Origin of the sequence: Nitrosomonas sp. Is35, from assembly GCF_033063295.1 — a bacterium.
Lineage (GTDB): Bacteria > Pseudomonadota > Gammaproteobacteria > Burkholderiales > Nitrosomonadaceae > Nitrosomonas.
Genome location: NZ_JAWJZH010000001.1, coordinates 3,094,397 through 3,118,626 on the forward strand (window position 1 = coordinate 3,094,397; position 24,230 = coordinate 3,118,626).

22 protein-coding genes and 2 pseudogenes are annotated in these 24,230 nt (G+C 48.4%); 15 read left to right on the forward strand and 9 right to left on the reverse strand.

Going from position 1 to position 24,230, the window contains the following annotated elements:
* Positions 1–58 precede the first annotated feature (58 nt).
* The 3 genes from R2083_RS14390 (at position 59) to R2083_RS14400 (ending at position 5,234) form a co-directional block, all read left to right on the forward strand.
* Positions 59–3,349: a FecR domain-containing protein gene (locus R2083_RS14390; protein WP_317538859.1), complete on the forward strand. Its 3,291-nt coding sequence runs from the start codon at positions 59–61 to the stop codon at positions 3,347–3,349.
* A gap of 11 nt (positions 3,350–3,360) precedes the next feature.
* Positions 3,361–3,834, forward strand: coding sequence for a hypothetical protein (locus tag R2083_RS14395; protein ID WP_317538860.1), 474 nt, complete (start codon positions 3,361–3,363; stop codon positions 3,832–3,834).
* A gap of 170 nt (positions 3,835–4,004) precedes the next feature.
* Entirely contained in the window at positions 4,005–5,234 is a 1,230-nt protein-coding gene (locus tag R2083_RS14400) for an IS256 family transposase (protein ID WP_317538861.1), read from the forward strand.
* 83 nt (positions 5,235–5,317) lie between these two features.
* On the opposite strand, the gene R2083_RS14405 is transcribed toward R2083_RS14400, so the two are convergent.
* The 9 genes and pseudogenes from R2083_RS14405 to adk form a co-directional block, all read right to left on the reverse strand.
* Positions 5,318–6,064, reverse strand: a complete 747-nt coding sequence (locus tag R2083_RS14405; RefSeq protein WP_317538862.1) for a hypothetical protein — start codon at positions 6,062–6,064, stop codon at positions 5,318–5,320.
* Positions 6,065–6,207: 143 nt separating this feature from the next.
* Positions 6,208–6,539: pseudogene (locus R2083_RS14410) on the reverse strand (hypothetical protein); the annotation flags it as partial.
* Positions 6,540–6,561: 22 nt separating this feature from the next.
* Positions 6,562–6,705 carry a hypothetical protein gene (locus R2083_RS14415; RefSeq protein ID WP_317539013.1) on the reverse strand — a complete coding sequence of 48 codons (144 nt, stop codon included), beginning with the start codon at positions 6,703–6,705 and terminating at the stop codon, positions 6,562–6,564.
* 334 nt (positions 6,706–7,039) lie between these two features.
* Positions 7,040–7,435 carry a hypothetical protein gene (locus R2083_RS14420; protein ID WP_317538863.1) on the reverse strand — a complete coding sequence of 132 codons (396 nt, stop codon included), beginning with the start codon at positions 7,433–7,435 and terminating at the stop codon, positions 7,040–7,042.
* Between the two features lie 27 nt (positions 7,436–7,462).
* On the reverse strand, positions 7,463–7,993 hold the full coding sequence (locus R2083_RS14425) for a hypothetical protein (protein ID WP_317538864.1): 531 nt from the start codon (positions 7,991–7,993) through the stop codon (positions 7,463–7,465).
* On the reverse strand, positions 7,983–8,525 hold the full coding sequence (locus R2083_RS14430; protein WP_317538865.1) for a polyketide synthase: 543 nt from the start codon (positions 8,523–8,525) through the stop codon (positions 7,983–7,985). Before R2083_RS14430 ends, R2083_RS14425 begins: the two co-directional genes overlap by 11 nt.
* Before the next feature lie 343 nt (positions 8,526–8,868).
* On the reverse strand, positions 8,869–10,926 hold the full coding sequence (locus R2083_RS14435; protein ID WP_317531914.1) for a sodium-translocating pyrophosphatase: 2,058 nt from the start codon (positions 10,924–10,926) through the stop codon (positions 8,869–8,871).
* Positions 10,927–11,150: 224 nt separating this feature from the next.
* Positions 11,151–12,410 carry a 6-phosphofructokinase gene (locus R2083_RS14440; protein ID WP_317538866.1) on the reverse strand — a complete coding sequence of 420 codons (1,260 nt, stop codon included), beginning with the start codon at positions 12,408–12,410 and terminating at the stop codon, positions 11,151–11,153.
* A 137-nt stretch (positions 12,411–12,547) separates the two neighbouring features.
* Positions 12,548–13,201: an adenylate kinase gene (gene adk, locus R2083_RS14445; RefSeq protein ID WP_317532106.1), complete on the reverse strand. Its 654-nt coding sequence runs from the start codon at positions 13,199–13,201 to the stop codon at positions 12,548–12,550.
* Positions 13,202–13,417: 216 nt separating this feature from the next.
* Here adk and recA point away from each other — a divergent pair, with 216 nt between their 5' ends.
* The 12 genes and pseudogenes from recA to R2083_RS14500 all read left to right on the forward strand — a co-directional run bounded on the left by recA (position 13,418) and on the right by R2083_RS14500 (position 24,217).
* Positions 13,418–14,467 carry a recombinase RecA gene (recA, locus tag R2083_RS14450; protein ID WP_317538867.1) on the forward strand — a complete coding sequence of 350 codons (1,050 nt, stop codon included), beginning with the start codon at positions 13,418–13,420 and terminating at the stop codon, positions 14,465–14,467.
* Between the two features lie 5 nt (positions 14,468–14,472).
* On the forward strand, positions 14,473–14,931 hold the full coding sequence (recX, locus tag R2083_RS14455; protein ID WP_317538868.1) for a recombination regulator RecX: 459 nt from the start codon (positions 14,473–14,475) through the stop codon (positions 14,929–14,931).
* Complete coding sequence (locus R2083_RS14460; protein ID WP_317538869.1) at positions 14,928–15,290, forward strand: hypothetical protein; 363 nt, start codon at positions 14,928–14,930, stop codon at positions 15,288–15,290. The genes recX and R2083_RS14460 overlap by 4 nt, the downstream gene beginning before the upstream one ends.
* The gene (gene alaS, locus R2083_RS14465; protein ID WP_317538870.1) at positions 15,287–17,884 is read left to right on the forward strand and encodes an alanine--tRNA ligase; all 2,598 of its coding nucleotides are present in this window, start codon (positions 15,287–15,289) and stop codon (positions 17,882–17,884) included. The genes R2083_RS14460 and alaS overlap by 4 nt, the downstream gene beginning before the upstream one ends.
* 57 nt (positions 17,885–17,941) lie before the next feature.
* Positions 17,942–18,157 carry a type II toxin-antitoxin system HicB family antitoxin gene (locus tag R2083_RS14470; RefSeq protein ID WP_317538871.1) on the forward strand — a complete coding sequence of 72 codons (216 nt, stop codon included), beginning with the start codon at positions 17,942–17,944 and terminating at the stop codon, positions 18,155–18,157.
* 62 nt (positions 18,158–18,219) lie between these two features.
* Positions 18,220–18,314 (forward strand): annotated as a pseudogene (locus tag R2083_RS15435) (DHHA1 domain-containing protein); the annotation flags it as partial.
* Between the two features lie 136 nt (positions 18,315–18,450).
* Positions 18,451–19,266: an integrase core domain-containing protein gene (locus R2083_RS14475; protein ID WP_317537428.1), complete on the forward strand. Its 816-nt coding sequence runs from the start codon at positions 18,451–18,453 to the stop codon at positions 19,264–19,266.
* A 439-nt stretch (positions 19,267–19,705) separates the two neighbouring features.
* On the forward strand, positions 19,706–19,999 hold the full coding sequence (locus tag R2083_RS14480) for a nucleotidyltransferase family protein (protein WP_317538872.1): 294 nt from the start codon (positions 19,706–19,708) through the stop codon (positions 19,997–19,999).
* Positions 19,992–20,336 carry a DUF86 domain-containing protein gene (locus R2083_RS14485; protein ID WP_317538873.1) on the forward strand — a complete coding sequence of 115 codons (345 nt, stop codon included), beginning with the start codon at positions 19,992–19,994 and terminating at the stop codon, positions 20,334–20,336. Before R2083_RS14480 ends, R2083_RS14485 begins: the two co-directional genes overlap by 8 nt.
* Before the next feature lie 105 nt (positions 20,337–20,441).
* On the forward strand, positions 20,442–20,897 hold the full coding sequence (locus R2083_RS14490; RefSeq protein ID WP_317538874.1) for a hypothetical protein: 456 nt from the start codon (positions 20,442–20,444) through the stop codon (positions 20,895–20,897).
* A gap of 170 nt (positions 20,898–21,067) precedes the next feature.
* Entirely contained in the window at positions 21,068–22,981 is a 1,914-nt protein-coding gene (locus tag R2083_RS14495) for a lytic transglycosylase domain-containing protein (RefSeq protein WP_317538875.1), read from the forward strand.
* A gap of 3 nt (positions 22,982–22,984) precedes the next feature.
* Positions 22,985–24,217: a multifunctional CCA addition/repair protein gene (locus R2083_RS14500; RefSeq protein ID WP_317538876.1), complete on the forward strand. Its 1,233-nt coding sequence runs from the start codon at positions 22,985–22,987 to the stop codon at positions 24,215–24,217.
* Positions 24,218–24,230: the final 13 nt, after the last annotated feature.

The following is a 24,230-nucleotide window of genomic DNA, read 5'->3' on the forward strand; positions in this document are numbered from 1 at the left end:
CTCACATCAGAGAAAATTCTCAGCGCTGATACTCACTATTTTTACAGTGACCTGCTGGATGACGTATATCACCCAGGCACATGCGGCACCAACGTGCAAGCCGGAAGTAGCGCGATTGGTATCGATGCAGGGTATGATCGAAATACGCCGGACTCAAGAGAATGTCTGGCAGCAAGCGGGGATGGAAGTAGTTCTTTGCGCCGGAGATATGATTCGCGCCCGGTCGCAAAGCCGAGCGGCGCTGCGTTTAAGCAATAACAGCATGCTACGGCTTGATCAAAAAACCAGCATCACATTTCCAGCAGTTCAAGAAGAAGGAGGCACCTCCTTACTGGACTTATTCGAAGGTGCGATCCACATCATTACGCGCACGCCTCAGCCCTTTAAAATAAGAACCCCCTTTGTCAATGCCAGTGTGGAAGGCACAGAATTCGTTGTGGGTCTTAGGGAAGACAATACAGAAGTTGTCGTGTATGAAGGCAAAGTATCGGTCAGCAATGAGCTGGGAAGCTTATTGCTTCATGATCATGAAGCAGCTGTCACATACAAAGGACAAGCACCACGTAAAGAAATCATCATCCGGCCGGCGGATGCCGTGCAGTGGGCATTGTATTATCCCGTCATCCTGGATTATTGGCAGGGTAGTGAAGACGGTTCCAGTACTTTGGTTCGTCAAGCAAGCCATTTGTTGACTGTCGGACAGGCTGATGAAGCTAAGGAAATCATCCAGCAAGTCCTGCAACTAGAACTTAACAATAGTAACGCACATGCGCTGCTGGCCATCATTGCTCTGGTTCAGAATGAAAAAGACCAGGCGCTGGAGCTTGCGAGCAAGGCTGTCACGCTCGACCCGGAATCGGCTGCCGGACATTTAGCGCTTTCTTATACGCAGCAAGCGCATTTTGAGATTGAGGCAGCGTTAGCGAGTGTACAAAAGGCACTGGCATCCGATGCTCAGAACGCACTGATTTGGGCCCGATTAGCCGAGTTACAGATGTCCGTAGGCTATCTGGAACGTGCTCTGGATGCCGCAAAACTTGCCGTAAGTTTAAATCCCGGTCTGGCAAAAACTCAAGCGGTATTAGGTTTTGCGCATCTGCTGCAAATCGATACCCAAACCGCGAAAGATATTTTCCATCGCGCCATTGCATTGGACCAGGCCGATCCCATGCCACGGCTTGGATTGGGACTCGCCTTGATCCGTGAAGGAGAACTGGAAGCGGGCCGGATAGAATTGGAGATTGCCGCCAGTTTGGATCCAGCGAACTCGCTAATCCGTAGTTACCTGGGTAAAGCTTATTTTGAGGAAAAACGCTATCCGCTTGCCAGCACGCAATTCGATCTCGCCAAGGAACGTGACCCCAAGGATCCAACACCTTGGTTCTATGATGCGATTCAAAAACAAACGCAGAATCGCCCGGTAGAGGCATTAAAAGACATTCAAAAATCGATTGAACTGAACAATAACCGCGCAGTATACCGCTCCCAATTTCTGCTGGATCGTGACGAAGCGGCGCGCGGCTCCAGCTTGGCACGGATCTTCGAGAATCTGGGGTTTGAACGGCGTGCCATCATGGAAACGGCCAAATCATTGAGCTTTGATCCCGCAAATCATTCGGCGCACCGGTTCTTATCGGACACCTATGCGAATACTCCTCGTCACGAAGTCGCACGTGTTAGCGAACTCCTTCAAGCTCAGCTTCTACAACCCATTAACGTTAATCCGGTACAGCCACATGCAGCGGTCGCTGACCTCAATATTATCAACAATACGGGGCCATCCACGCTTGGGTTCAATGAATTCGCACCACTAATGGAACGAAGCAAGCCACAACTGGTCGTTTCAGGCGTTGCAGGTAATAACGGCACTCTAGGAAATGAAATGGTTTTTTCCAAGCTCTATGATCGAACATCGATCAGTCTCGGGCAATTTCACCATGAAACCAATGGTTTTCGTCCAAACAATGATCAGAAACACAATATCTATAATGCATTCATTCAGCATGCATTCACGCCAAAATTTAACGTTCAGGCAGAATTCCGTACGCGCCAAACTCAACATGGCGATATTACACTTAATTTTAATCCAAACTTCTTTTCTCAGATTAATTCTCTGAAATATAATGAAAATACAGCGCGCACTGGTTTTCGCTATGCGATTTCACCTGAACAAGATTTTATTGTATCTGCAATGTATAAGAACAGAGATGAACACCGAACTTTTGACTTCTTCCAAAAGAATTCGTACGGTCGTCAAGCAGAATTTTCACATGCAAATTCAGAAGCCTATCAAGTTGAAGTACAGCATCATCTAAGGAAGCAATTTATCAATTTTGTAACGGGAGGAGGAGTCTATGAAATATGGGCCAATAGCTCTGCACAACTAAAAAATCCCAGAGCCTGTGTTGAAAGAACATGTTATGACGATATACTAACTAAAGAGCAGAATCATAATTTACATTTTTATTCAAATGTAAATTTACTAACCAATCTGGTTGCTACGTTTGGGGCAAGCTACAATTCGTATCAGAACAAGAGTGAATTCAAATCGGTTAAACCATTTCATTTTAATGAGATAGATCCTAAAATTGGTTTGCAATGGAATATTGCCAATACTGTTCGAGTAAGAGCTGCTTGGGTCGAAACAGTCAAATCTGGTTTAATTGCACAACAAACAATCGAACCAACACAGGTAGCGGGTTTTAATCAACTGTACGATGATCCGATTGGTACAAAATCAAAGCGAAAAGGAATTGGCGTAGATGTTCAATTCTCAAAGAATCTTTATGGTGGCATCGAAGGGTCTATTCGCCAATTAGACATGCCCTTTTTAGGAGGCTCCTCAGAAACTCAAAAAGAACAACTATATCGTGCATATCTATATGGGTTGATGACAACTCATTGGTCATTTACCCATGAATTACAATTTGAGAAATTCAGCAGAAAAGAGCGTTTCGGGAATGGTATTGAACCCAATAATATTCAAACACTAAGTATTCCTGTCAGCCTGAATTATTTCAATCCAAACGGTATTTTTCTTAAACTCACAGGAACTTATGTTAAACAAGACCTGGAAAGGATTAGTGATATATCAACTATAAATGGTTTTAAGAGGGCTGGTGAATATCCAAGAGATTTTAAGATTGAAGGGTTGAGCAGTTTTTTCTTATTAGATGCTTCCATTGGATACAGATTGCCACAGAGGAGAGGATTAATAAGTTTTGAAGGTCGGAATCTTCTAGGCGAGGACTTCTATTTTAGAAACTCACAATTCTATACATCTCAACCGATGCCACCACGCTATGCACCTTTTCGTGCACTTTTTGTTCAGTTAACTTTAAATTTTTAAAGGGGAAAGTAATGAGTATATCAGTAGAATCGACAAGCAGTTTATGGGTTATGAGAGTATTTAAAGTGATCTTTAGCATATTGTTCATGTATTTTGCGTACACTTTATTTGTAACAATCGATCGCCTTAATTCGTCACCATCTCACATTTTTGACTCGAAAGTAATTAAACCAACAATTAAACTTTACTCAAAAGAAAATTTATCGACTGAAGTTTCAAATGAAGATAACATAAAATTTATTGCTATCGTAACTAAGAATGAAGATGAAGGAATAAAAATACTCATACCTAAACTCGTTGCACCATCTATTGATGCACATTCATCTCTCGAAGAATTGGCTTTACAATATGCCAGTGGAAGTGGTCTAGTTTATGCTGACCATTGTCGTTCTACAAGATATAGGCACGAATGTACTGGGCCGGTATACGATGGGGGTAAATTAGTATCTGAGAAAACCTGTAGCTGTGTAAAATCCCTTAATTAATTTAATCTCGGATTACTTTATCGAAACAAAATATTCCCAAATAAAACACTTACCATCAGGACAATGGCTTATATGAAAAATTACCGGAAGTGTAAGCTTCCGGGGGGTGTAAATAATTTTGTGTAAATGGTCATATTGCAGGAAACTGCTTATATATATTTGGAGTAAAAATGACCACACCCAAACCCCTGCCAGCCGGCTTAATTGATAGCCTGCTGGCCGATTACAAAAAGCCAGAAGATTTAATCGGTGAGCATGGTCTTCTCAAGCAACTCACCAAAGCGTTGGTTGAACGTGCCTTGCAAGCAGAAATGGCCGATCATCTTGGTCACGATAAGCACGAAACGGTAGTCAATGCCACTGGCAATACCAGAAATGGTAAAAGCCGTAAGACCTTGAAAGGTGAATTCGGTGAGTTACCCATCGAGATCCCCCGTGACCGTGAGGGCAGCTTCGAGCCTCTGATCATTTCCAAGCATCAGACCCGCTGGGCGGGCTTTGATGACAAGATCCTCTCGCTGTATGCCCGTGGCATGACAGTGCGTGAAATCCAACAGCACCTCACTGAAATGTATGGCACAGAAGTATCGCCTACGCTCATTTCTACGGTCACTGATGGCGTAATGGATGAAGTGAAGCAGTGGCAATCCCGGCCTCTCGATGCGGTGTATCCTGTGATCTATCTCGATTGTATCCATGCCAAAGTTCGTGACGCTGGTAGCGTTCGTACCAAAGCGATTTACCTGGCGATCGGCATTAACATGGAGGGCCATAAAGAAATACTGGGCTTATGGATTGCTCAGACCGAGGGTGCCAAGTTCTGGCTCAGCGTTGTCACTGAACTCAAAAATCGTGGCGTGCAAGATATCTTTATCGCCTGTGTCGATGGCTTAAAGGGCTTTCCCGAAGCGATTGAAACCATCTATCCACATGCCATTGTACAACTCTGTATCGTGCACATGGTTCGTAATAGTCTCAACTACGTCAGCTGGAATAAACGCAAGGAAGTAGCTGCTGATTTACGTTTGGTCTACAGCGCCGCCACGATTGATGAGGCTGAACACGCGTTAGCCGACTTTGAAGATAAATGGAACTATGCTTATCCACCGATCGCCCGATCTTGGCGCAATAACTGGCAACGCATCATTCCATTCTTCGACTACCCGCCTGAGATACGGCGCATTATTTACACCACCAATGCGATTGAGTCAGTCAATATGAGCCTACGCAAAGTCAGCAAAAACCGTGGATCGTTTCCCAACGATGAAGCCGTGATCAAATTGTTTTATTTGGCTCTCAGCAATATCGCCAAAAAATGGTCTATGCCACTAAGAGATTGGAAACCGGCACTAAACAGGTTTACTATTCAATTTAACGAAAGAATGCCTCGGCATTATTAACCACCGTTTACACAAAATCTAGGCCCCCCCCAGCTTCCGGTATCAAAATGACTCTATAATTGAATTGAACCAAGCCTCTTACATTAAATAAAAATTAGTCCAAGATAGCTTGCATCTAATAACCCAACGATTCCACCAGCTTGGTGTTCAACAATAATTCGCTCAGCATCTGCAATTACATTTTTTGCTAATACACTGCTGTCAATGGGATCGGTTGGTAAGCTTGTGATAGAGTTAAAAAGTAGTGACCGGTATCCATCGGAATTTTGATCCCCAGAAAAATTTTTGATTTGTGTGAGTTCAGATTGATCAATTCTCGAGAATATATTTATTAGCGAACCATAAAATATGGACTCTAGATTTTCATCAGTCGCAGGTATATCACCTAGATGCTGAATACCTGATTCGTCTGAATCATAGACACCATCTCTCACTTGGAATGGATAAGTTTTCTCAAAGAAGATTTCATCATAATAACTGTCATAATCTGAATGTCGAGTTAATGGCTCCACATTAGCTCGCAAGGAATTAACAGACAAAACTCCCTCGGTATTTTTGTCGTAATCAATAAGATTTTTCAAAGAACCTGGATCAAAATTTACCAGGGTGTGCGTTTGATCAAGATCATTGCTATCAAACCCTGCGGCAGCAAAATATTCTCTAATTGTATCTGTCGAATAATTTGTAATTTCCCGTAACATGTCAGTTGTAACAGCATTATCAAAAGCTGCATCAAATAATTTCTCGGGATCATTAATATTTGCTGAAATAAAATCATTGGCTTGTTCAACTGTGATTTCTAATTTACTTAAATGCGTCTCTACTGACATAAATCCCCCTTGAAAATCCCCAATTCTCAGATTAACAGCATCCAGTTTGATGTTATCCCTAGAAACACGGGTAGTTAATGGTTATAAACAAAATAACATAATGTAATTATATGCTAGATGGAAAAAATTCCGTCCTAAAAGCTTTAGCTTTGAAGATGAAATATCAAGTGAATAATTATCACTGAAAAATAATTAACTAGATGTTTAGTCCCCCGGTATGTTGTGGATGAATCAACGATAAATCGTTCAAGCTCTTTTGTCCATATCTTGCAAATACTCATAAGACGTAAGGCCCTTGAGGGTTCTCAGTCGTTTAGCGAAATTATAGGCCATCACAAAAGATGCAAATAGCCCTTCAGCTGGTCATGCGAATTATAGTAAAAGCGTTTCACAGTTGCTTCTTTGATTGCTCTATTCATGCGTTCGACCTGTCGTTCGCCCAGAGATGTTTTGGTTTCGTGAGCCTGTGTTCGATGACCTAGCCAAGTAAAACCGGACTACTCGTTAATCGACTCGGCTAATGCATTGTCATAAAAATTGCCAACACTTCCAATAAAAGCGTTAATATTGGCTTGTACTAGGCGTTCCGAATTGCGAAGCGACAGATCTTTGATGCTCGATTGCAGACCACTATGATCCATTTCCTCTTTGCTGTTCAAATACTAATCGTACCGCTCGTTCTCGCACTTCCGATAAATAACTGATTTTATTATTCATCACCCTCTCCTCTCAAATCATTTTATCTCCGAAAAACCCGGAGCAGTTCATTGCCAAGCTTAGCTACCAAATTAAGCAGGCTAATCTCGTGTTTGATGACTTTCTGTTGAAAACCACTCATGGGATTACTCCTTGCGCTTGCACGCTTGGTAGACAAAGTTTCACACCATCTCTATCAAACCGGGTAATCCCACCTCCTGACAAGATTCTGCTGTCAGATCAAGCTAAATTGCTACTCTATTCTCCGTCACCCACCACTCACTTCTGGTGGCAAACTGCGCAGGCATAGGGTGAAGCCGACATGACCGGTTTATATTCTCCATTTGAACCATCAGGTGCGGCATTAAAGCGGTTTATATTCAACTGCACATCGTTAATCCGCTCCTCAAGTTCACCTTTAAACTTCCATGTTGAGTAGCTTGGAATCACGCGTGCATTTGCATAAATCTTCCTGGCGGTACTCCAGTCCCCGGCTTTCACTAGCATATCCCTCATGTTCATGAACCAGCCCTCCAGATTGTGAGGTGCTTTTTCATTATTCCAGCAGACTCTTTTTCTTCCCGTGTGGACTTCACGTGATAGAAATGGGGTAAAGTCAGGGTTACTGCGATCGACTTTTTCCCCTAAGCAGATCTCGTAATCTTCCCACCACATTTCCAAGCCCCTTTGATAATTCTCGTCTTACGGCGGCAGCATTCTGCTAAACAAATAGCCGGGAGTAAATAAATTAAATTCCGGCCAATCTTTTACCGAACGCATTAATTTGCTCAACCCATCTTTACTTAACGCATCATTGGCATCAATTTGCCCCTCCGCCATGGTCAATGCGCCGAGTTGCCCTAGAAGAATCGCATTGGGATATAAATCAACACTTCTTTTCAAATATTTCCGGCCCAAAACGATACTGTCCGTGATGGTAGCCGGAATCTCTGCGAGCCTGGATTGTTCCGACAAACGCCAAAGATGCGTGGTGCCGATAAATCCAGCCGTAAGCGCATCACCTGGATCATTGAGATAAGCGCCAACCAATGCCTTCAGAACTTGATCAATTAGGTCATACCGTCCATTGTTGAAAGCAAACCAGAAAAAATTATTAGCCTGAATAGCCGCTTCGGTTCGCGGTCTAGGAGGAATCGTTTCCGAGGGATCTTTCGGAGATTGAACTTGTTGATTGGAGAAATTGCCCCTTACCTGAGTATTGTCACGTGCCAAAACAATCTGCATAGAACTTACTAAAACAATGAATAACAATACGTTCAGCGGTGGATCCGATTGCGGTATGCGCCCCAATCAAATCCCTGTTCCCGCTTCCCATCTGGGTCAATTGATGGTCTAGAGTAAATGCACCAATGAATACACCGGTATTGCTGCCCGCTAAAGAATCCGGCGGTATACCGGCGTCTTCCAGTGCTTCCCAGCTTGTCTCCAACAGTAAGCGCTGCTGCGGATCCATACATTCCGCCTCGCGTGGAGCAATGCCAAAAAACAACGCATCAAATGCATCAACGCGTTGTTGCAGGAAGCCGCCTTGCCGCACATAAATTTTTCCAGGTTTATTTGGCTCCGGATCGTAGAAGCGCTGTAAATTCCAACGCTCAGCCGGAATTTCAACAATACCGTCTTTTTTGCTGACCAGTAACTCCCAGAAACTTTTTGTATCGCTTATTCCGCCAGGAAAACGGCAACCAATTCCGACCAATGCGATTGGCTCCATATCAGTCGATTTAGGTAAAGTGCGTTTCATCTGAATTCTCTCCTTTAAACGGGAATCGTCATGGGTAATAGAAATAAAAATCGCCCCTGTGTAATTACACCAGCACAAGAACTGTGTTGACGCAATGATAGTGACCGCGAGGAATTCAGGCTGTGAGAAAAATCACTGTGCGCTGATCTTTCTTAACTAAGCGCGATTATTTGCAGAAAAAGCTATTGATTTTTAAAGGGATTACTCAAGAAAGCGCAACTTCTGTAAGTCCGTTGCTGCTGTTTTCCAGCCGGAGTTTTCTTAACTGATGGGGGAATTGAGTCATAAAAAAAGCACACCAGTAAACTGGTGTGCTTTTCAAGTTGTTACTTGATTACGGTTATTACAGCAATGGAATTATCAGCAATGCCACAATGTTAATAATCTTAATCAATGGATTGATTGCAGGACCCGCGGTATCTTTATAAGGATCGCCCACGGTATCGCCTGTCACGGATGCTTTATGAGCTTCGCTACCTTTGCCACCGAAATGACCATCTTCGATATATTTCTTCGCGTTATCCCAAGCACCGCCGCCGGTGGTCATGGAAATGGCCACGAACAAGCCGGTTACGATGGAACCCATCAATACGCCACCCAGTGCTTGCGGTCCGAGAATCACACCGACTAACAGCGGAATCAGTACTGGTAACAGTGAAGGAATCATCATTTCCTTGATCGCGGCTTTGGTCAGCATATCCACTGCACGGGAGTAATCCGGTTTAGCGGTACCTTCCATGATGCCGGGGATTTCCTTGAACTGACGGCGCACTTCAATCACTACCGATCCGGCAGCGCGTCCGACAGCTTCCATCGACATCGCACCGAATAAGTAAGGAATCATACCACCGATAAACAGGCCAATAATCACCATGTGATTGGATAAGTCGAAGGTGATCGCGTGTCCGGCATGTTCCAGCGCATGCGTATAATCGGCAAACAACACCAACGCTGCCAGTCCTGCTGAACCGATCGCATAACCTTTGGTCACTGCTTTAGTTGTGTTACCAACAGCATCCAATGGATCGGTAATGGCACGGACTGAATCCGGCATTTCCGACATTTCCGCAATACCACCCGCGTTATCGGTGATCGGGCCGTATGCATCCAGCGCAACGATGATACCGGTCATCGATAACATTGAGGTTGCAGCGATCGCGATACCGTATAAGCCCGCCAGTGCATAAGCCAGCAGAATACTGATACATACAGCAAGAACCGGTGCTGCGGTTGCGCGCATTGAAACACCCAAACCGGCAATGATGTTAGTTGCATGACCAGTCGTTGATGCTTCGGCAACATGTTGAACCGGCTTAAAATCGGTCGATGTGTAGTATTCGGTGATGACAACCATCAGTCCCGTCAATACCAATCCGATCGCTGCCGCCAGGAATACTCGCATCACCAGCATACCACCTGCTATTTCCGTGCCGTCGACATCAAGCGTCATACCGCTCATGAACCAAACGGTAACAGGAAGATAAGCAAATAATGCAATACCGCCAGCAACTGCCAATCCGCGGTACAGCGCATTCATAATCTTACCGCCTTCACGCATCTTGACATAGTAACAACCGATAATCGATGCAACGATAGAAACCGCGCCCAGCATCAGTGGATAAATTACCGCATCGAGCGCGTTGGCTGTAAACAGCAGCGCGCCCAGTATCATCGTAGCGATGATCGTAACGGCATAGGTTTCGAACAGATCGGCAGCCATCCCGGCACAATCGCCTACGTTGTCGCCCACGTTGTCGGCAATAACGGCTGGATTGCGAGGATCATCTTCCGGAATACCGGCTTCGACTTTACCCACCAGATCCGCGCCAACGTCCGCACCTTTGGTGAAAATACCGCCACCCAAACGGGCAAAAATAGAAATCAGTGATCCGCCAAATGCAAAACCAACCAGTGGCTTGATGACATCGCTGACGGCTTGATCAGGTCCAGCGCCGTTAAACAACATCGCGCAGTATCCGGCTACACCCAGCAAGCCTAGACCAACAACCAGCATTCCAGTTACCGCACCGCCACGGAAAGCAATCGCCAGCGCTTCGTTCAATCCAACGCTCGCAGCCTGAGCAGTACGGACATTCGACTGAACCGATACTGTCATTCCCAGGAAGCCCGCAGCACCGGAGAGAATAGCGCCTAAAGCGAAACCTATCGCCGTATCCCAACCTAACGCGATCCAAAGCGCAAAAAACAAAACTGCACCCACCATACCGATCGTCATATATTGACGCTTCAGATATGCCGAGGCACCTTCCTGAATCGCTTTGGCAATTTCCTGCATCCGCTGGTTGCCTGTAGATTGATCAAAAATACCCTTAATCCATATACCACTGAATATCAGGGCTACAATCGCACTAAAAATTGCGATAACAAAACCACTAGCCATAGAGAACTCCAATTAAAGTCAGACCATAAAAATTGCATGCGAAATTCTGATCTAATTAATCCCGCACTCTTAACCACTTGTCTTGAATAAAAAATCAGGACGTATTTTATCTGTTCTTACTACTTGAATGCATCAAATTTTTTTGAATATACGATTACTTAACAACCAAATCAGTGGTGTATGACTTCATTACAACACTGATCAAATTGCTTGATACCCTGATATTATAATTTGAATTCACCCAATTTCTTAGCAACCGCAACATTCTTCAGCCGCACATAATCCGGCAAACCATTTTTGTACGGCGGATAATCTTCCCCTTCGATCAACGGCGCCAAATATTCACGACAGGCTGGGCTGATGCCGAATCCATCTTCGCTGATAAAATCAGCCGGCATCATTTTCTCGACATTCGCTACGCTGGAAAGCTGCGCCATGCCGACCGACCATTTATACGGTGAACTGGATTCGCGGACAATCGTCGGCATGACCGAATTATGTCCGGCTATGGCGTATTCCACTGCAGCTTTACCCATTGCATAGGCTTGCTCAACATCAGTTTTGGAAGCGATGTGACGCGCTGCGCGCTGCAGATAATCGGCAACGCCCCAATGGTATTTCAGGCCCAGACCGTCTTTGATGATATTCGCCACTACCGGGGCAACACCACCGAGTTGCGCATGACCAAACGCATCGCGCAGTCCCTGATCGGACAGGAAATTGCCGTCGCTACCCTTGACACCTTCCGACACCACGACCGAACAGTAGCCATATTCCTTAACATACCGGTCCACCTTGGCGAGAAACTTTTCTTTATCGAAAGTAACTTCCGGAAACAGAATGACAATGGGAATCTCGCAATCCGGGCTTGAAGCCAAACCGCCAGCCGCTGCAATCCAGCCTGCATGCCGTCCCATGACTTCCAGCACAAAAACTTTAGTGGAAGTCTTGGACATACTGGCTACGTCAAAGCTGGCTTCACGAGTGGATACCGCGATATATTTAGCCACCGAACCAAAGCCCGGGCAACAATCCGTGATCGGCAAATCGTTATCGACGGTTTTAGGCACATGAATCGCCTGAATCGGATAACCCAGCGTGCCCGACAATTGTGAGACTTTCAAACAAGTATCTGCGGAATCACCACCGCCATTGTAAAAAAAGTAGCCGATATTATGCGCCTTAAAAACCTCGATCAAGCGCTCATATTCGCGGCGGTTTTGTTCCAGGCTTTTTAATTTATAGCGGCAGGAACCAAAAGCACCCGATGGGGTGTAACGCAGTGCAGCAATCGCCGCCGCCGAATCGGCATTGGTGTCAATCAAATCTTCGGTCAGCGCACCGATAATTCCATTGCGGCCTGCGTACACATTGCCGATTTTATCGGTATGCTGCCGCGCCGTTTCCAGAACACCCGCAGCGGAAGCGTTAATGACTGCGGTAACGCCACCGGATTGGGCATAAAATGCATTTTTAATTGCCATATTTTTCTCCTGATTAATCAAATCGTAAGCAAGCTATTTCATTCTACTGAATCTGTACGCACAAAAACTCAGGCGCGGCTTGCCGCATCCCGAGTCTTGAATCCATTCTGTGAATCAAAAAAGAGGCTGGCTAAAACTTATTTCAATGCTGCGAAAATCGAATCACGTATCTCTTCAACCGTGCCTATACCAGCTACTTTGATATAGCGGGGCGCATCTTTCCCGCCATGTGCCGACCATTTTGAATAGTACTCAACCAATGGTTCAGTTTGCTCATGATAGACCTGCAAACGTTTCCGGACAGTTTCTTCCTTATCGTCATCACGTTGTATCAACGGCTCGCCCGTCACATCATCCCGGTCATGCGTTTTGGGTGGATTAAAATCCACATGATAAGTCCGCCCGGATGCGGGATGCACTCTGCGGCCCGACATACGCTTCACAATTTCCGCATCGTCAACATCAATTTCAACGACGAAATCAATGGGCACACCGGCCGCCTTCATGGCGTCGGCTTGCGGAATCGTACGCGGAAAACCGTCAAACAGGAAACCGCCTGAACAGTCGGGTTGTGTGATACGTTCCTTGACTAGATTGATGATAATGTCGTCTGAAACCAATCCGCCGGCGTCCATTATTTTTTTTGCCATGACGCCCAATTCCGTTCCTGCTTTCACAGCGCTACGCAGCATATCGCCGGTAGAAATTTGCGGAACACCAAAATGTTCCTTAATATAATTGGCCTGAGTACCTTTTCCGGCACCAGGACCGCCTAATAAAATGACTCGGATAGCTATTCTCCCTCTGTTACCAATTAAAATTTACTGAAAGCGGTGACGCATTTATGTCTGCCACTTCAACGACATTATGCAATTATATCGCAGGCAAGCCGGATACTCGAGTTTTTTACTATGCTAATTTTGACCCAGCCAAACAACTTCATCACAAGTTACGTCGGTGCAATACAGGTTATGCGATAATTTGATTGTCTTTTAACAGGAAAAATCATGGATGAAAACAGAAGTAAGGCGCTTGACGCCGCGCTAGCCCAGATCGAAAAACAATTTGGCAAAGGTTCCATCATGCGGCTGGGCGCCAACGATGTCGCCTATGACATACAAGTTGTTTCTACCGGCTCGTTAGGACTCGATATCGCACTGGGCGTCGGCGGATTGCCGCGTGGACGGATCATCGAGATTTACGGACCTGAATCATCCGGCAAAACCACGCTGACGCTGCAAGTCATCGCGGAAATGCAAAAATTGGGCGGAACCGCCGCTTTTATTGACGCGGAACATGCGCTCGATCCGCAATACGCGCAAAAAATCGGCGTCAACGTCAAGGAACTGTTGATTTCGCAACCGGATAACGGTGAACAAGCCTTGGAAATCGCCGACATGCTGGTGCGTTCCGGCTCGGTCGACATCATTGTGGTGGATTCCGTGGCCGCACTCACGCCGCGCGCGGAAATCGAAGGCGATATGGGCGATCCGCAAATGGGATTGCAGGCGCGCCTGATGTCGCAAGCATTGCGCAAACTGACCGCGAACATCAAGCGCAGCAATACCATGGTGATTTTCATCAATCAGATCCGCATGAAAATCGGTGTCATGTTCGGCAACCCGGAAACGACGACCGGCGGTAATGCGCTGAAATTCTATGCTTCCGTGCGACTGGATATCCGCCGTACCGGCTCGATCAAAAAAGGCGAAGAAACCATCGGTAATGAAACCCGCGTGAAAGTCGTCAAAAATAAGATAGCACCGCCGTTCAAACAAGCGGACTTCGATATTCTCTACGGCGAAGGCATTTCACGCGAAAGCGAAATCATCGAACTGGGCGTATTGCATAAGCTGATCGACAAATCCGGCGCCTGGTATGCGTACAAAGGCGAGAAAATCGGCCAAGGCAAAGACAATGTGCGCGATTATCTGAAAGAACACAAAGAAATAGCGCAGGAAATCGAACAAAAAATCAGAGCCATCGTCGGCGTTCCGGATCATACAAAACCGATCAAGGAAAGCGCTGGTAAAGACAAAGCTGAGAAAGAAAAATAACCGGTATGGATACGCGCTCTCCGATAGAAATACGCGCACTGCGTTATCTGGCGCGACGCGAATATTCACGCCGGGAATTGGAGCAGAAACTTTCCGCGCCGAGTGATTCCGGTGAAACGGAAAAGCTGGCGGAAGTACTGGATAAGCTGGAACAACAAGGCTTTCTTTCCGAGCGGCGCATGGCCGAGCAAGTCGCACGAACCCGCCGTTCCCGCTTCGGCAGCCAGCGCATCGTCCATGAACTGAAAACCAAGGGAATCGACGGCCATCTGATTGACGGTATCCTGCCGTCGCTCAAAGAAACTGAGCTGGAAGCCGCACTGAACATCTGGCGGAAGAAATACGATCACCCGCCCGGAACGCGCGAAGAGCGCGGCAAACAAATACGATTTATGATGAATAGAGGTTTTTCCATGGAAACAATACAGCAAGTCCTAGCGAAAGCTGACGAGGAAAGCATATGAAAAAATGGCTTCTTCCCATGATGTTAATGGCAATTCTGACCATCAGCTACCCAGCGCGCGCCGGTGAAATTACACCGATCCATGAAATCAACACAGCACCGGTTAATTTTGACGGCAAGGAAGTCAAATTAAAAGGCATCCCGAAAAACCCCACGCGTTTGCCGCTGGTCAACCTGAAATCCTATGTGCTGGAAGATAGCAGCGGCGAAATTACGGTTCTGACCGAACTCGATCTTCCCAAAATGAACGAAGAAATCACCATCCGGGCTAAAGTTAAAAGTCTGGCCATCGTCAAGGGCGATGCGCTGGGTTTAACAGTGACTGAACTAGAACGACACGAGCAGCAACAAAAAATATGAAAAGCAGCGAAATACGACAAAAATTTCTCGAATTCTTTGAATCGCACGGTCATACCATCGTAGCATCCAGCCCGCTGGTGCCGGGCAATGACCCAACCTTATTGTTCACCAACGCGGGCATGGTGCAATTCAAGGATGTGTTCCTCGGCCAGGATAAGCGCCCTTACGTTCGCGCGGTCAGTTCGCAACGCTGTGTACGCGCGGGTGGCAAGCATAACGACCTGGAAAACGTCGGTTACACCGCACGGCATCACACCTTCTTTGAAATGCTCGGCAACTTCAGCTTCGGTGATTATTTCAAGCGCAACGCCATTTTGTTTGCCTGGGATTTTCTAACCGGCACGCTCAATATCCCGCGAGAAAAATTATGGGTGACGGTCTACGCGGAAGATGACGAAGCCGCCGACATCTGGCTCAATGAAGTCGGTGTCGAACCATCCCGCGTGGTGCGGATTTCCACCATGGATAATTTCTGGCAAATGGGCGATACCGGCCCGTGCGGCCCTTGTTCCGAGATTTTTTACGACCACGGCCCGGACGTGGCAGGCGGCCCACCCGGTTCTCCTGACGCCGACGGCGACCGCTACATCGAGATCTGGAATCTGGTATTCATGCAATACAACCGCGACAGCGCCGGTACGCTGCATCCGCTGCCGAAACCGTCGGTCGATACCGGCATGGGGCTGGAGCGTATTTCCGCCGTCATGCAACATGTGCACAGCAATTACGACATCGACCTGTTTCAAAGCCTGATCAAAGCCGCTACACGCGCCACCAACACGCAGAACCTTGCCGACAATTCGCTCAAAGTCATCGCCGATCATATCCGCGCCTGTTCGTTTTTGATCACCGACGGCGTCATCCCGGGCAGCGAAGGTCGCGGCTACGTGTTGCGCCGCATCATCCGCCGCGCGATCCGGCATGGTTACAAGCTGGGACAGAAACAACCATTCTTTCACCAACTGGTGGAAGACTTGAGCCAAGTCATGGGTCAAGCGTATCCGGAACTGACCGCTGCCAAAACACGCGTTGCCGCCGTGCTGCTGCAAGAAGAAGAGCGCTTCGCCGAAACATTGGAAAACGGCATGCAAATTCTGGAAGCCGCGCTCAGCCAGAACAGTAAAACACTGGATGGCGAAACCGCTTTTCGCCTCTACGATACCTTCGGTTTCCCGATCGACTTAACCGCCGATATCGCCCGCGAACGCAATATCGCTGTCGATCATGCCGGTTTTGAACAAGCCATGGCACGCCAGCGCGAGCAAGCACGCGCCGCGAACAAATTCGCGATGCAGGAAGGCCTCGACTACAAAGGTGACCAAACCACGTTCTACGGTTACGACAGGTTACAGCACGAAGGCCAGGTATTGGCCATTTACAAGCAAGGCAGCGCGGTGGATTTTGTCGAAGCCGGTGACGAAGCGGTGGTGGTGCTCGATCAAACGCCGTTTTACGCCGAATCCGGCGGTCAGGTCGGTGACTGCGGCGAATTGCTCGCTGCCAATGGCACTTTTGAAGTCACCGACACGCAAAAAATTCAAGCCGGGGTATTCGGGCACAAAGGCCTGCTGCGCAGCGGCCGCCTGGTAGTGCGGGATACCGTGCAAGCCCGGGTCAATCCGCAAACCCGCGTCAGTACCGCCAACAATCACTCCGCAACGCACTTGCTGCACGCGGCATTGCGCAAAGTGCTCGGCACGCATGTCACGCAGAAAGGTTCGCTGGTCGATCCTAACCGGCTGCGTTTCGACTTCTCGCACAACGTACCGATGAGCGCCGACGAAATCCGTGAAACTGAGCGCCTGGTCAACGAGCAAATCCGCAATAACTGGGTGGTCGAAGCGGCTTCGATGAAATACGACGATGCGATCAAACGCGGCGCGATGGCGCTGTTCGGCGAAAAATACACGGACGTGGTGCGCGTCATCGGCATGGGCGAATTCTCCACCGAATTATGCGGCGGCACGCACGTGCCGCAAGTCGGTCAAATCGGCTTATTCAAAATCGTTGCCGAATCCGGCGTTGCCGCCGGTATCCGCCGCGTCGAAGCGGTGACCGGAAAAGGCGCGATCGATTACGTGCAGCAACGCGAAGCGCAACTGCTCGAAATCGCCCACGCATTAAAAGCCAACCCGCAGGAAGTCACGCAAAAAATCGCGCAAATCATCGACAACGTGCGGCAAACCGAAAAAGAACTGGCACGCCTGAAAACCAAAATGGCCAGCTCGCAAGGCGCCGACCTGGCATCGCAAGCACAGGATGTTAATGGCGTGAAAGTCTTGGCCGCCAACCTGGAAAACGCCGACGCCAAAACCCTGCGCGAAACGCTCGATCAACTCAAAGACACACTGAAATCCTGCGCGATTGTGCTTAGCACCGTCACCGACGGCAAAGTCACGCTAATCGCCGGTGTCAGCGCCGACCTCACCGGCAAAATCAAAGCCGGAGAACTGGTCAACTTTGTCGCCCAGCAAGTCGGCGGCAAAGGCGGCGGACGGCCGGACATGGCGCAAGCTGGGGGAACGCAACCGGAGCAACTGCCTGCGGCGCTTCAAGGTGTAAAAGGGTGGGTTGAAACGAAAGTCGTGCAGTAATCAAAACTGCCTGCTTATAGGTTGGAATGCTATTGACGAAGTATCGCATGAGGAAGTATGGCATTGATTAAATACGAATTAATCATTTACTGGAGCGAAGACAATCATACTTTCATCGCCGAAGCTCCGGAATTACCCGGTTGCATGGCAGACGGAGAAACCTACGAGTTAGCTGTTGCCAATATAAAAACCGTCATCGAACAATGGATAGAAACCGCTCGCGAATTGGGCAGAGCGATCCCGGAGCCTAAAGGCAGATTAATGTTTGCGTGATGGAACTGTTAAAACGACAAAATCAAAGCCGAGAACTGATCAAGCTCGTCGCGTAACAAGCCGGCGGCGGGCGGCTGGACATGGCCCAGGCAGGGGGTACACAACCGGAGCAGTTGCCTGCGGCGCTTGGGGGGTGAAAGATTGGGTTGAGAAAAAAACTCACGGGGTGATCGCAATATTCGCGATTGGAGACCTGGTTTCGTGTTACGTACAAGATTATTGGACAAAATGTCTTATATATTAAGTTGTAAGAATTACTAGCGTTGTTTACAGTATTTGGGAGAATACTGTAGATGAACATACACAAACGCACCCGATTAACTTTATTAGATCGTCAGGAAATCTGGCGGCTTTATCAAACCCGGCTGTGGAAGGTGGCGCATTTGGCGGAACGCTTTCATGTCAGCCGGCCAACGATTTATGATGTACTGAAACGCGCGAGACTGCAGGAATTTACGCCGCGTGACAGCACCAATCAGCGGTTCAAGACGTTGCAATACGGTCTTAAGCGCCTGGCTAAGGTCGAACAAGCCATCCAGGAACGGCTCAAGCGTGAAGCCAAACGCTATAACAAGTCTTACCCAGGTGAGCTTGTTCACTTTGATACCAAGCGGCTTTCCTTGTTGAAAGGGCAATCCGCCAATGAACCTCGCGAGTACCTGTTTGTGGCCATCGATGATTTTTCCAGGGAGCTGTATGCCGATATTTTTCCCGATAAAACTCAACACAGCGCAGCTCGCTTTCTCATAGACACTGTCATTGCCCAATGTCCGTATCAGATCGACTGCGCTTATTCCGATAACGGCAAGGAATTTAAAGGAACTGACGGCCATGCCTTCGGCAAAGCTTGCACACAACACGGTATCGGACAGAAGTTTACCCGCATCAATCGTCCGCAAACCAATGGCAAAGCCGAACGAGTCATCCGCACCCTGATGGATATGTGGCACAGCCAGATTTCCTTTAAAGACTGCGCCGATCGGCGCATTCTGCTTTCCCGTTTCATTAACTTCTACAATACCGTCAAACCTCATAAGAGTTTGAATAATGCTACCCCTTATGAAATACTTCACGCTTATTTCAATCAACCTCTCTGTAAACAACCCTGAGATTTCTTACATTATGCAGGCGCTGCAGGTGTTCTTTCGGAGAGTGGATTCCGTATTTGAATCAAGCGAGCCATACGGAAACAAACCTGCCGAGGTTGATACCGTTGCGCTGATGGATAGGGTCAGAAAACTGGAGCAGTACATCGCTGCCCATCCACATGAAGAAGTTTTCAAAGATCTTCATGTGTTATTCAAAGATTCCTAACTTTTCGTTCGAGAGGACACTGCAGTACCTACGAAGGAGCCAACCCGTGAGATGAAAGCCCGTTAGAGTGCTCCACCGTTTACAACGTCTCGCTATACATTTATCTGTTTTTGGTGGAACGCTTTGCCAGGCTTCCACCTTACAGCCGTCCTAGTAAAAAAGAAGCTATTTTGCGCAAATTTTGTTGACGATGCGGTAGCATAGCGGCTTATCAGTAATACCGCGCTTATAAACATGATGAACCGCCAGCAAGTTCTCGACACTCTTCGTCTGCTTAAGCCTGATTTGATCGAACGTTTCGGCGTAACACGCTTGGTGCTGTTCGGCTCTACTGCACGCGATGAAGCTGGAGAGAATAGCGATATCGATATTGTGATCGCTTTTGACGGCCCGGCGACCTCCAAGAAATATTTTGGCGTGCAATTTTTGCTGGAAGATCAATTAGGGCGTCCAGTCGATTTGGTCACAGAAAAAGCATTACGCCCTGAATTAAAGCCTTTTATTGAGAGAGAAGCGATTGATGTCTGAGCGCGAATGGCGGTTTTATCTGAATGATATGATTGGCTTTGCGGAAAAGGTACTGGTTTATACAGAAGGATTGGATCAAGCAGCGTTTGTGGCTTCAGGTTTGAATTACGACGCCACCGTGCGAAACCTCGAACTTATCGGAGAAGCTGCAACGCATATACCGGATGAAATACAAAAAACCTTTAACGCAGTACCTTGGCGGCAGGTAATTGCAACCCGCAACCGGCTTATTCACGGTTATCTCGGAATTGATAACGATACGCTATGGAGCATTATTAAAGACGATGTTCCTATCTTGATAATGCAGTTACGCCTTATCGGCAACAGTTTAAAATAACCAGAAACAAAAGCGTTATGGAAGCTATTCTATGACACAACAAGTTACAAGAGCTGGTAAAAAATTCCGAAAAGACTGAATGCAAAATAACAATCAAGAATACCAATGAAACTTGAACGGCTAATCACCATCATCACCAACCTCGCCGTGGTAGCGGGTATGGTGCTGGTGGTATTTGAGCTGCAACAGAACCGCGAGGCGATTCAGATCGCGCATCAGCTATCGCTCGCGGGACTAATCAGTCAAGCGCATCTGGCGGTTGCATCGGAACAAGAACTTGCGGACCTGATAGCGCGCGCAAAGCGTAACGATACGCAGGATTTCAGTCCCGCGGATATTGAGCGCGTCAATCAATGGGCGCTGGCATTCCTTGAACCGCGCATCAGTTCGTACCATCTCAGGAGCAACGAGTTCATTGTGTTGGAAGACTGGTGCGATCTCATGCGCGATTTTACCGATCTCTACCGGCATCCCTACTTTGGCGCCATCGTGAAGTCTGATCTCAGCTACGCCGATTCCATCATGGCGGATATCGAGAACCGCTGTACTATGAACAAATAATCCGTAAGACGGAAGGGTTTGCCTGACCGGAACACACCTCCCATTCCACGCGCGTATCCTTGCATCCATCCCGCAGCGGTACTTTGCAATGCTCTTCCCGCTTGATTCGTTGTAAAATACTTGCATCCGTTTCTTAATTACCCTTCCTTGAGTTTATCCGGTTAAAAGCTATGAGAAATTATCTTGTTGGACTAATCCTTTTAGCTTATTGGGGAACGTTATCAGCCAGCCAGGATGCTGATTTCTTAACTGCACGGGAAGCATTCCAGTCGGGCAATGCCAAGCGCCTCGATGAATCCGCCGCGCGGTTGCAACGCCATGTGCTATGGCCTTATGTAGATTACTACCAGCAACGCATGCTGCTACGCACCACCGATAACGCAAATATCCGCTATTTCTTGTCGCGTTACGACGGCGCTCTGGTTGCAGACCGGATGCGCGGTGACTGGCTCAAAATGCTGGGCAAGAATCAGCAATGGGCGCTTTTTGACGCTGAATATCCGCTGCTGGTGAATAAAGATAATGAATTATTGTGCTATTACTATCAGCGCCGCCTGAATACCAACGACCGTACAGTGCTGGCCGAAGCCCGCGCGTTATGGTTTACACCGGCCAGTCTGCCGGATAGCTGTACGCCTGTTTTTCAAGCGCTTATATCTAGCGGTCAGATCAAAGTTGAAGACATTTGGACGCGAATCCGCTTGGCATTGGAAGAAAATCAAACCGGCGTGGCTACGCATGCAAACCGCTATTTACCCAGCATAGAAGCGCTGAACAGCACCGAGTTGAATAATGCCGCGAAGAATCCGCAGCGTTACCTGGAAACTCTGAAACGAAAAATCACAACACGCAGTGACCGTGAAATTGTCTTGTTCGCTCTGTTACGTCTGCTGCGTAACGATACCAACCCGGCGTATGTGCAGTGGTTGAAAGTCAAGGATCAGCTGACCGCATCCGATCGTTCTTATTTCCTCGGAAGACTCGGACATCGCGCCGCCATGCGGCATGATTCACGCGCTTTGGACTGGTTCCGGGAAGCGCAAAACATGACGCCGTATTATCCGCCCTCGGATACCGTGCTGGCATGGCACGTTCGCGCGGCTTTGCGCGCCAGCAATTGGGATGAGGTACTGAAAACCATCGAGCGGATGTCGCCCGCCGAACAGCAAATCGATACCTGGCGCTACTGGAAAGCGCGTGCGTTAAAAACTAAAGGCAGAACGCCGGATGCCAACGACATTTTTATTCCGCTCAGTAACGAGCACAGTTTTTATGGTCAGCTGGCCAGAGAAGAATTGGGCACCATACTGACCATCGCGGACAAAACTTACCGCGTCAGTAACGCGGAAGTATCCGCCATGGAGCGTAACCCCGGCCTGCAACGTGCGTTGGCTTTCTCGCGCATGAACTTGCGCACCGAAGCGCTGCGGGAATGGAGCTGGACTATCCGCAACTTCAGCGATGCCGAGCTGCTGGCCGCGGCGGAAGTTGCCCGCCGCCAAGGTCTATATGACCGTGCGATCAACACCGCCAACCGTACCGTCGCGCAGCACGACTTCAGTTTGCGCTTCTTATCGCCACACCGTGAAACCCTCAAAAAAGTTCTGCGGCAACATGAACTGGACGAAGCTTGGGTATACGGTTTGATCCGGCAGGAAAGCCGCTTCATTGCGGATATCAAATCGCACGCCGGAGCAGCCGGTTTGATGCAATTGATGCCCGCCACCGCCGAGTGGGTGGCCAAGCAATTGGGCATACCGAATTTCCGCCAGCACCTGGTCGTCGACGTGAATACCAATTTGCAGCTGGGCACCTATTATCTCAAGCACGTGCTCGGCACGCTGGACAATCAGCCGTTGCTGGCCTCCGCTGCGTATAACGCCGGGCCCGGACGCGCCAGACGCTGGCGTGACAATACCATGCCGCTGGAAGGCGCGATTTACGCCGAGACGATCCCTTTTAACGAAACGCGCGATTACGTTAAAAAGGTTTTGAAAAACTCGATGTATTACGCCAAGGTGCTGGATCACGGTCAAGATGCGCCGACACTCAAGCAGCGCCTGGGCGTTGTCAGGGCGAAATAACCCGTGAAAACTTACCTCGTGGGCGGCTCGGTTCGCGATGAACTGCTGGGATTGCCGGTCAAAGATCATGATTATGTCGTCGTCGGCGCTTCGCCCGAGGAAATGGAGCAGCTCGGTTATCGTCCGGTCGGCAAGGATTTTCCGGTTTTCCTGCATCCGCAAACGCATGAACAATATGCCCTAGCGCGCACGGAACGGAAAATTTCGCGCGGCTACAAAGGATTTGAAGTATTCACTTCACCGCAGGTCACGTTGCAGGAAGATCTGGCGCGGCGCGATTTGACCATCAATTCAATCGCCAAAGACGAAGATGGCAACATCATCGATCCTTTCAACGGCGTCGCCGACCTGGAAGCCGGTATTCTGCGTCATATCAGCCCCGCGTTTTCCGAAGACCCAGTACGCATCCTGCGTGCAGCACGGTTTGCCGCGCGTTTCAATTTTCACGCTGCCCCAGAGACACTCGCCTTGATGAGCGACATGGTGCATAACGGCGAAGTGGATGCGCTGGTGCCAGAGCGCGTTTGGCAGGAGCTGTCGCGCGGTTTGATGGAGAATAACCCGTCCCGGATGTTCCACATGTTGCGCGAATGCGGCGCATTAGCGCGCATCATGCCGGAAGTCGATGTGTTGTTCGGCGTTCCGCAACCGGCGCACGCGCATCCGGAAATCGATACCGGCGTGCATATCATGCTGGCGATCGATTACGCCGCGGCGCAAGATTATTCATTGCCAGTGCGCTTTGCCACGCTGATGCATGATCTGGGCAAAGGCACTACGCCACCCGAGGAGTGGCCTCGCCATATCGGTCACGAGGCGCGCAGCATCGAATTGACGCAGAATGTATGCGAACGCATCCGGGTACCTAAAGATGCCCGTGATCTGGCTTTATTGGTCGCCCGTTACCACGGCGACGTGCATCGCGCCGCAGAACTGAAACCATCCACGCTGGCGGACATGTTGCAAGCGGTCGATGCCTACCGCAAGCCCGGCCGGTTCGAAGAATTTTTGCAGGCTTGCGCGTGCGATTTTCACGGCCGCCCCGGCTATGCCACCAAGCCTTATGTTCAAGCCGGACGGTTTCAGCAAGCATATGCCGCGGCCAGAAGCGTCGATGCCGGCGCCATTGCTGCCGAATTGAGCCAGCGCATCCCGGATGCCACGGCATTGCCCGCGGCCATCAATGCGCGTGTGCGCGAAATGCGTATCGCCAGAATAAGCGCCGAACTCGGCTAGGAAGCCAAACCGT